Raw genomic sequence first — 7,219 nt, forward strand, 5'->3', positions numbered from 1 at the left:
CGCGAGCGCGTCGTCGTCGAGGCCGCCAAGGCCCTGGCGGCCGCGCAGGAGGAGGCGGCCCGGCGCCGCCGCGAGGCCGAGGAGACGCTCGGCGCCGCGCGCACCGAGGCCGACCAGGAGCGGCAGCGGGCCCGCGAGCAGAGCGAGGAGCTCCTCGCCGCGGCGCGCAAGCGCGTGGAGGAGGCCGAGGCCGAGGCGGTGCGCCTGGCCGAGGAGGCCGAGGCGCGCGCCACGGAGCTGGTCACGGCCGCCGAGGCCCAGGCCCAGGCCGTACGGGACTCGGTCGCCGGGATGCAGGAGCAGGCACAGGAGGAGATCACGGGCCTGCGCTCGGCCGCCGAGCACGCGGCGGAGCGCACCAAGCAGGAGGCGCAGGACGAGGCGGACCGCGTGCGCGCCGACGCCTACGCCGAGCGGGAGCGGGCGAGCGAGGACGCGAGCCGCACCCGGCGGGAGGCCGCGGAGGCGGCGGAGGCCGCCAAGGCCCTGGCCGAGCGCACGGTCACGGAGGCCATGGCGGAGGCCGAGCGGATGCGCTCGGACGCCTCCGAGCACGCCCAGCGGGTGCGGACGGAGGCCTCGGACACCATCGCGCAGGCCGACCAGGACGCCGCGCGCACCCGTGCCGACGCCCGCGAGGATGCCAACCGCATCCGCAGCGACGCCGCGAACCAGGCGGACACGCTGATCGGCGAGGCCCGCAGCGAGGCCGAGCGGCTCACGACGGAGACGGCGGCCGAGACCGAGCGCATCCGCACCGAGACGGCCGCCGAGGCCAAGCGCCTGCACGCCGAGGCGACGGCCGAGGCCGAGCGGCTGCGCGCCGAGGCGGCCGCCGAGGCCGAGCAGCTCCGTACGGAGACCGCGGCCGAGGCGGAGCGGGTGCGCGCCGAGTCGGTCGCCCAGGCCGAGCGCCTGATCACGGACGCGACCGGCGACGCGGAGCGCCTGCGCGCGGACGCGGCCGAGGCGGTGGGCTCCGCGCAGCAGCACGCCGAGCGGATCCGCACCGAGGCCGAGCGCGTCAAGGAGGAGGCCCGGGACGAGGCCGAGCGGCTGCGCACCGAGGCCCGCGAGGAGGCCGAGCGCACCCTGGACGAGGCGCGGCAGGCCGCCAACAAGCGGCGTACGGAGGCCGCGGAGCAGGTCGACAAGCTCATCACGGAGGCGACGGCGGAGGCCGAGAAGCTGGCCGCGGACGCCCAGGAGAAGGCGCTCAAGGCGACCACGGACGCCGAGGCGCAGGCCGACACCATGGTGGGCGCGGCCCGCAAGGAGGCCGAGCGGATCGTCGCCGAGGCGACGGTCCAGGGCAACACGCTGGTGGAGAAGGCGCGGACGGACGCGGACGAGCTGCTCATCGGCGCCCGCCGGGACGCGACCGCGATAAGGGAGCGCTCGGAGGAGCAGCGGGCCCGGGTCACCACGGAGATCGAGGAGCTGCACGAGCGGGCCCGGCGCGAGTCGGCCGAGGCGATGAAGACGGCGGGCGAGCGCTGCGACGCCCTGGTGAAGGCCGCCGAGGAGCAGTTGGCGCAGGCCGAGGAGAAGGCCGCGGAGGCCCGGGCGAAGGCCGAGAAGCTGGTGTCCGACGCCAACTCGGAGGCCAGCAAGGTGCGGATCGCCGCCGTCAAGAAGGCCGAGGGGCTGCTCAAGGAGGCGGAGCAGAAGAAGGCGGAGCTGGTGCGCGAGGCCGAGCGGATCAAGGCCGAGGCGCAGGCGGAGGCCGAGCGCGTCGTCGCCGAGGGCCAGCACGAGCTGGAGGTGCTGATGCGCCGCCGCGAGGACATCAACGCGGAGATCTCCCGTGTCCAGGACGTCCTGGAGGCGTTGGAATCGTTCGAGGCACCGCAGGGCGGCGGCAAGGACGCGGGCGTCAAGGCGGGGGCCACGGCGGGGGCCACACGTTCGGGTGGCAAGTCGTCAGATAACTAGCCAGGAGACCATTTGCGTGCTTGAGCGGGACCTTCGGCACTGTTGCTGGCAAGCACTCTGGCGGTTGACCACTCAAAAGGGGTGTCATTCTCCAGATCAAACGGGCATACGCTCGATGACACGCCGCAACGCCCCCTAGGATTCCCTCTATCACCTCACCCGGTCTCATTCGACAGGAACCCCATGAGCGACACTTCCCCCTACGGCTTCGAGCTTGTGCGGCGTGGGTACGACCGCGCTCAGGTGGACGAACGTATCTCCAAGCTCGTCTCCGACCGAGACTCCGCTCTCACCCGAATCACTGCTCTGGAAAAGCGCATCGAGGAGCTGCACCTCGAGACGCAGAACGCCCAGGCCCAGGTCGCCGACGCCGAGCCGTCGTACGCCGGGCTCGGGGCCCGCGTCGAGAAGATCCTCCGCCTCGCCGAGGAGGAGGCGAAGGACCTGCGCGAGGAGGCCCGGCGCGCGGCCGAGCAGCACCGCGAGCTCGCCGAGTCGGCCGCCCAGCAGGTGCGCAACGACGCCGAGTCGTTCGCGGCCGAGCGCAAGGCGAAGGCCGAGGACGAGGGCGTCCGCATCGTCGAGAAGGCCAAGGGCGAGGCGAACGCGCTGCGGGCCGAGGCCCAGAAGGACGCGCAGTCCAAGCGCGAGGAGGCGGACGCCCTCTTCGAGGAGACCCGCGCCAAGGCCGCCCAGGCCGCCGCCGACTTCGAGACCAACCTGGCCAAGCGCCGCGACCAGTCCGAGCGCGACCTGGCCTCGCGTCAGGCCAAGGCGGAGAAGCGGCTCGCGGAGATCGAGCACCGGGCGGAGCAGCTCCGCCTGGAGGCCGAGAAGCTGCGCACGGACGCCGAGCGCCGGGCCCGTCAGACGGTGGAGACCGCGCAGCGCCAGGCCGAGGACATCGTCGCGGACGCGAACGCGAAGGCGGACCGCATCCGCAGCGAGTCCGAGCGCGAGCTCGCGGCGCTCACCAACCGCCGCGACTCCATCAACGCCCAGCTCACGAACGTCCGCGAGATGCTCGCGACGCTCACCGGTGCCGCCGTGGCCGCCGCGGGCACGCCCTCGGAGGACGAGCCGATCTCTCGGGGGGTCCCGGCACAGCAGAGCCGCTGACGCGGAACGACCAAGCACGGGGTGAACGGGACGGGCCCCCTGCCGACCGGCGCGAGCCGAGTGGCAGGGGGCCCTGTCACGTTCTAGCGTGGCCGCATGACCGAGGTGCCGGCATGATCGAACTCAAGGGTCTGACCAAGCGGTACGGCGAGAAGGTGGCCGTCGACCACCTCACCTTCACGGTCCGGCCGGGCGTGGTCACCGGCTTTCTGGGCCCGAACGGCGCGGGCAAGTCCACGACGATGCGGATGCTGCTCGGTCTCGACCACCCCACGGCGGGCGACGTACGCATCGACGGCAAGCGCTACGCGCAGCTCAAGGACCCACTGAAGTACATCGGCGCGCTCCTGGACGCCAAGGCCGTGCACGGCGGCCGCAGCGCCTTCCACCACCTGCTGTGCCTGGCGCAGTCCAACGGCATCCCGCGCGCCCGCGTCCACGAGGTCCTGGACACCGTGGGCCTGACGGCCGTGGCGAAGAAGAAGGCCAAGGGCTTCTCCCTCGGCATGGGCCAGCGGCTCGGCATCGCGGGCGCGCTGCTCGGCGACCCCGAGATCCTGATGTTCGACGAGCCGGTCAACGGCCTCGACCCCGAGGGCATCCACTGGATCCGCAACCTGATGAAGTCCCTCGCCGGGCAGGGCCGTACGGTCTTCGTCTCCTCGCACCTGATGAGCGAGATGGCGCTGACCGCCGACCACCTCGTCGTCATCGGCCAGGGCCGCCTGCTCGCCGACACGTCCATGGCGGACTTCATCCGCCAGAACTCCCGGTCGTACGTACGTCTGCGCTCACCGCAGCGCGAACGCCTCCTGGACGTGCTCCACGAGGCCGGTGTCACCGTGGCCGAGGCGGGCGACGGGGCGCTGGAGGCGGACGGCACGAGCGCCGAGCAACTCGGGGAGCTGGCGGCGCGGCACCAGCTCGTGCTGCACGAACTGAGCCCGCAGCAGGCGTCGTTGGAGGAGGCCTTCATGCGGCTGACGGCCGAGTCGGTGGAGTACCACGCGCACACGGCCGTCCCGGGGGCACCGGGCTCCGGCCCGGGGGCGCCTACCTCCGGCCCGGGGGCTCCTACCTCCGGCGGGGCCCTGCCGGGTGCGGGCGGCCCCGGCTGGGGCGAGGGCTGGCAGCGGCGCCGGAAGGGAGCGTGAGGCCGCCATGGCCGCCACCCAGGTCCTGAAGTCCGAGTGGACGAAGATCCGCTCCGTCGCGTCGACCGTCTGGACGCTCTCCCTCGCGGCCGTCGTCACGATCGCCCTCGGCATGCTGATCAGCGTCCTGTCCAAGAACGACTACGACAACCTCAGCCGCGAGGACAAGCTCACCTTCGACCCCACCTTCATCAGCTTCGCCGGCATGTCCCTCGGCCAGCTCGCGATGATCGTCTTCGGTGTCCTGGTCGTGTCGAACGAGTACAGCACCGGCATGATCCGCACCTCCCTCGCGGCGGTCCCCGGGCGCGGCACGTTTCTCTTCAGCAAAGTCCTGGTGGCCGCGCTGCTGGCCCTCGTGGTGGGGCTCGCCACCAGCTTCGCCGCCTTCTTCGCCGGGCAGGCGATGCTCGGCTCGCACCGGGCGCAGCTCGGGGACCCGGGGGTGTTGCGCGCGGTCATCGGCGGCGGGCTCTACATGACGCTGATCGCGATGTTCTCCATGGGCGTGGCCGCGATGCTGCGCGGCCCGATGCTGTCCCTCGGCATCCTGATGCCGTTCTTCTTCCTGATCTCCAGCATCCTCGGCAACGTCTCCGCCACCGAGAAGATCGGCCGCTTCCTGCCCGACCAGGCCGGCAGCAGGATCATGCAGGTGAAGGCGCCCTTCGACGACGACACGCCGTACGGTCCCTGGGGCGGCCTGGCCATCATGGTGGCGTGGACGGTGGTGGCGCTGGTGGGGGGGTACGTGGTGCTGCGCAGGCGCGACGCGTGACCTGGCGGGGCGCCCGCACCGCCCCCCTCGCCGCGGCCCCGGCGGCCTCCCCCGGCGCACTCCCACCCACCCACCCCATCGCGCTCCGCGCCCGTCCTCAAACGCCGGACGGGCTGAAAGGTCCCGCCGCCCGCCACCGCACCCCCGCGGGCCGGAATCCCCGCACCGGCCCGACCACCCGCTACGGCACACTCCCACCCACCCACCCCATCGCGCTCCGCGCTCGTCCTCAAACGCCGGACGGGCTGAAAGGCTCCGCCGCGCGCCACCACACCAGCCGACACCCGCCCCACAACCGGGACACCCGCACGGACCCCGGCTGCTGCGGGGCGCTTCGCGCTCGTCCTCAAACGCCGGACGGGCTGGAAGGTCCCGCCGCCCGCCGCCGTGACAGCGACGCGCGTCCCGTATACCGGGGCTGTACGGATGGACGGGCACGCGAACGCCGACCCCGAAGCCGCGAGGTCGGGGCCATCGCATGCAGCCGGGGCAGCACGGGTGGGCGGGTGGGATGCATCCCGCCGCGCCAGCGGCGGGGACATGGACGACGGACCGCAAGCCGCCAGGCCAGGGCTCCCGGTGTCACCGCCGGGGCTGCACGGGTGGGCGGGTGGGAGGCATCCCGCCGCGCCAGCGGCGGGGACATGGACGACGGACCGCAAGCCGCCAGGCCAGGGCTCCCGGTCTCACCGCCGGGGCCGCACGGGTGGGCGGGTGGGAGGGGCAGGGCGGCAGGGGCCCGGCCGGGTGGCAGCGTGGAGGGCGCCCGCGCCAGGGTTCGCAGAGGGCGCCCCGCCAGAAAGCCCCTTGGCCGGAACCGTCAGCCCGCGGATATCCTCCTAACCCTTACGGGGGCGTCTGCCCCGACGTCCTGAACGGTTCGATGGGTGCGGAGAATGATCGAGGCAGTCGGCCTGACGAAGCGCTACGGCGCCAAGACAGCCGTGTACAACCTTTCCTTCCAGGTGCGGCCCGGCACCGTGACCGGCTTCCTGGGGCCGAACGGCTCGGGCAAGTCGACCACCATGCGCATGATCCTGGGCCTCGACGCGCCCACGGCCGGCCAGGTGACGATCGGCGGCTACCCCTACCGCAAGCTCCCCAACGCCCCCCGCCAGGTCGGCGCCCTGCTCGACGCCAAGGCGGTGCACGGCGGCCGGCACGCCCGCAACCACCTGCTGTGCCTGGCGCAGCTCTCCGGCATCCCGGCGCGGCGCGTGGACGAGGTCCTCGGCGTCGTCGGCCTGCAGGACGTGGCGAAGAAGCGCTCCAAGGGCTTCTCGCTGGGCATGGGCCAGCGCCTCGGCATCGCCGCCGCGCTGCTCGGCGACCCCCAGGTGCTGCTCTTCGACGAGCCGGTCAACGGCCTCGACCCCGAGGGCATCCTCTGGGTGCGGAACCTGATGAAGTCGCTCGCCGCCGAGGGCCGTACGGTCTTCGTCTCCTCGCACCTGATGAGTGAGATGGCGCTGACCGCCGAGCACCTCATCGTCATCGGGCGCGGCCAGCTCCTCGCCGACATGAGCGTCCGGGACTTCATCTCGGCGAACTCCGCGGACTTCGCCCGGGTGCGGACGCCGGACACCGAGCCGCAGCAGCGCGAGAAGCTGACCGCCGCGCTCACCGAGGCGGGCGGCCAGGTGCTGCCCGAGGCGGACGGCGCGCTGCGTGTCATGGGCCTGGCACTGCCCCGCATCAGCGACCTCGCGCACGACGCCGACGTACGCCTCTGGGAGCTGTCGCCGCACCAGGCGTCGCTGGAGGAGGCGTACATGCGGATGACGCAGGGCGCCGTCGACTACCGCTCGACCGTCGACCCGCGCGCGGGCCTGCAGGAGCAGCTCCCGCCCGGCGCCGCCCCGCAGTCGCAGCCGCCGGTGCCCGGCCACGGACAGCCCGGCTGGTACGCCCCGCCGCCGCCCCAGCAGGGCGGTCAGCCGTTCGCGATGCCGCAGGGCGCGCCGGGCGCACCCGCGGGCGCGCAGCCGAACCCGTACGCCGGTGCCGCCCCGCAGGCCCCCGCCTCCCCCGAGATGACCAAGCGCGACAGCGAGGAAGCCCGATGACCACGCCTCCGACTCCGCAGCAGCAGCCGCAGGCGCAGCCCCAGCAGCCCCAGCAGCCCCCGGCCCCGCCCACCGGACAGGCCCCGCAGGCCCAGCCCCCGGCGCCCGCCCAGGCCCCGGCGACCCCGGACGCACCGGGCGCGGCCCCCGCCGCCACCGCCCGCACG

General features: G+C 73.7%; 5 protein-coding genes. All 5 read left to right on the top strand.

What is annotated here, in order from left to right; genetic code table 11:
- Nucleotides 1-1,935, top strand: a 1,935-nt coding sequence (locus tag IE330_RS37245; RefSeq protein WP_506005403.1) for a polarized growth protein Scy-related protein, incomplete at its 5' end; no start/stop codon positions are given.
- Nucleotides 1,936-2,118: 183 nt separating this feature from the next.
- The gene (locus IE330_RS37250; protein ID WP_190140618.1) at nucleotides 2,119-3,054 is read left to right on the top strand and encodes a coiled-coil domain-containing protein; all 936 of its coding nucleotides are present in this window, start codon (nucleotides 2,119-2,121) and stop codon (nucleotides 3,052-3,054) included.
- Nucleotides 3,055-3,167: 113 nt separating this feature from the next.
- A complete protein-coding gene (locus IE330_RS37255; protein ID WP_190140619.1) occupies nucleotides 3,168-4,208 on the top strand; it encodes an ABC transporter ATP-binding protein in 1,041 nt (346 codons plus the stop codon).
- A 7-nt stretch (nucleotides 4,209-4,215) separates the two neighbouring features.
- Nucleotides 4,216-4,986, top strand: coding sequence for an ABC transporter permease (locus IE330_RS37260; protein ID WP_190140620.1), 771 nt, complete (start codon nucleotides 4,216-4,218; stop codon nucleotides 4,984-4,986).
- 896 nt (nucleotides 4,987-5,882) lie between these two features.
- Entirely contained in the window at nucleotides 5,883-7,052 is a 1,170-nt protein-coding gene (locus tag IE330_RS37265) for an ABC transporter ATP-binding protein (protein ID WP_190140621.1), read from the top strand.
- The last annotated feature ends 167 nt before the right edge of the window (nucleotides 7,053-7,219 follow it).

The organism is Streptomyces longispororuber (assembly GCF_014656095.1).
In the GTDB taxonomy this organism is placed as follows: Bacteria; Actinomycetota; Actinomycetes; order Streptomycetales; family Streptomycetaceae; genus Streptomyces; species Streptomyces longispororuber.

Bases quoted from the DNA above. Each gene is read 5' to 3' on its own strand.
- IE330_RS37250 (WP_190140618.1), top strand. From the start codon at position 2,119: ATGAGCGACACTTCCCCCTACGGCTTCGAGCTTGTGCGGCGTGGGTAC.
- IE330_RS37255 (WP_190140619.1), top strand. From the start codon at position 3,168: ATGATCGAACTCAAGGGTCTGACCAAGCGGTACGGCGAGAAGGTGGCC.
- IE330_RS37260 (WP_190140620.1), top strand. From the start codon at position 4,216: ATGGCCGCCACCCAGGTCCTGAAGTCCGAGTGGACGAAGATCCGCTCC.
- IE330_RS37265 (WP_190140621.1), top strand. From the start codon at position 5,883: ATGATCGAGGCAGTCGGCCTGACGAAGCGCTACGGCGCCAAGACAGCC.